Source organism: Flavobacterium tructae (genome assembly GCF_002217475.1).
GTDB classification, from domain to species: domain Bacteria; phylum Bacteroidota; class Bacteroidia; order Flavobacteriales; family Flavobacteriaceae; genus Flavobacterium; species Flavobacterium tructae.
Genome location: NZ_MUHH01000083.1, coordinates 1 through 2,194 on the forward strand (window position 1 = coordinate 1; position 2,194 = coordinate 2,194).

A 2,194-nucleotide genomic window follows, 5' to 3' on the forward strand; every position below is an offset into this window, starting at 1 on the left:
GTTAGCTGTTATTTTTTTAAATTTATTTGTTACACATTTATATTTGCAAAATTTGACAAATCTTCAAAGCCAGGAATTAGTTTTTCTGCATTGATATGATAATATCCATTTGTGCTTCTCTCAATTTGATACCCAATACTTCTTAACTGAGTATTAAATTTTTTAACGGCAAATGCATTAAATCCATTTCGAAGACAATACTCTTTGTAGATATGATGAAAAGTTTCTGATGGCATTGTTGATTTACTGCTTATTACATAGTTTTCATCATCCAAAAAAGACAATATACTACTCGATTCTTTTCTGTATTTCTTTAACTCATCATCAATAATTGGAGATTGAGAGAAGTTTCTTTGTGAAAGCAATCGCTTCATTCCATCAAGTATTTTGTTAAATACCCCTGGTAATTCTGTTGATATGATTTTTTGGGATAAGTATGGATCTTTCTCCTCATCATTAATTACAACATTAAAAGGTACTATTAAAAATCTTCTATAAAAAGCATCTGTGTTTTCTACAAAAGTCGGAAGAGTGTTACCATTAAATACAAATCTTCCGTAATTGGTAATCCTATATGGATCTTGATATAGTTTCTTTACGTAAACAGGTTCGTTGCTTATCAATTGTTTAAATGTATCAATGTCAAATTTGCCACTTCCAATTTCAGAAGAAAAATTGATAAGCGTGTTTTCTATTGATGACCTTACTTTACTGTTAGGATCACACAAACTCTGTAAAGAATGATTGGTAACATTCTCTTTGCCAAACACAGCGTTGATTACATTATGTATTAAACTTTTACCATTTGAACCAGAGCCATGTAAAATGAGCATTTTTTCAGGATTTAATTCTTTAGTAAAAACAGAACCGAAAACTTCAAACAAAACATTTTGCAGCGTTGTGTCAGGTAAAATTTTATTTAATGCATTTTCAAAAATTGGAGCAGTTGCTTTTGGGTCATATTCAAAAGGTAAAATATATTTAAAAAAATATTCTTTTTGAAAAGGCCTCAATTCAATATCACCATTTTGAAAAACTAGAACACCATTCTGTAGAGGGATTACATTCCCTTTATGAGCATCATTAAAATTCGGAATTACTGCGTCAGATTGAAATTGTTTAAACAAGAGATCTCTAATTTTGAATTGTCTCGCATCTAAAGGGTCCAAGCCTGCTTTTTCTGCAAAATCCCCTAAAAAGCTAAATAAGGTTTGATTGTCCTTATGTTCCCAGAAACGCTCATTATAAAAATAAAATTTCTCATTATGTACACCTAATCCGAATCCTTTTTCTTGAGCTAATGATAATAATTTCTGTATTATAATAACATTTTTTTGTAAGATAGTTAGCAAGAGGTTTTCATTCTTCATTTTCAGGTCTCCTTTACTCTTAGATGCTTCATATGTAAAATCAATACATGTCATTTCCTCTAATAAGATGCTAAAAATTTCATGTTCGCGAATAGATTTTTGCATCATGTTTTTAAAAGTAATGCTGCTTTCAGGAGAAATTGATTTAATCTGTAACACCTTAACTTCATCATTGTGTACCAATTTTACGACGTTAAAATCTGTGTTTTCTGGTATAAAGAATTTAGTTTCCATTTCTTTTCGTACTTAATTTGTTGTTAGCTGATTTAGCTATAAATTCGATTGCATTGTTTGATTGGTTGGAGGATTTAATTTGTTCATTTATCCAATCAATTAATTCAGATCTTTCAAATACCAATCTTTGGTTAAATCTATAGAAAGGTATCTGTTTTGATGAGGTAAGTTTGTATAGCTTGCTTTTGCTTATTTCTACTCCCTCTTCAGCCATAACTTTAATTGCCATTTCCATTGATAATTTTTTCTCCCTTGACTCCTGAGTAGTTTTAAATGTTAGTAAGGTTTTAAGTTCACTAAATTCTTCCACAAGTTTCCCGAGTATTTGCGGCATTTTTTCAAAGGATAAATTTTGATGATTTTCCATATTATTAATTTTGAATTTCAACTTGCATTATTGCAAATCGGGAGTAGTTATTATGCTTGTGGAAAACGGAAAAAAAATGATTTTTTTGTATTTGGGATTTTTGAGAATCTTTTTTCTCAAAAATTTTTGAGAGTGTTTTTTTTTCAAAAGTTATTGAGATATTTTAATCTCCATGATTTTAAAATTTTTGTAAAAAAAAAAGTTGCTTAGGAATTCCTAAGCA

Annotated in this window: 2 protein-coding genes; both read right to left on the minus strand. The window is 29.3% G+C overall.

All coding sequences use genetic code 11. The features are described from left to right. Positions 1-29: 29 nt before the first annotated feature. Positions 30-1,604 carry a DNA primase family protein gene (locus tag B0A80_RS20415; protein WP_089078482.1) on the minus strand — a complete coding sequence of 525 codons (1,575 nt, stop codon included), beginning with the start codon at positions 1,602-1,604 and terminating at the stop codon, positions 30-32. Then, entirely contained in the window at positions 1,594-1,971 is a 378-nt protein-coding gene (locus tag B0A80_RS20420) for a helix-turn-helix domain-containing protein (protein WP_089078483.1), read from the minus strand. The genes B0A80_RS20415 and B0A80_RS20420 overlap by 11 nt, the downstream gene beginning before the upstream one ends. Positions 1,972-2,194: the final 223 nt, after the last annotated feature.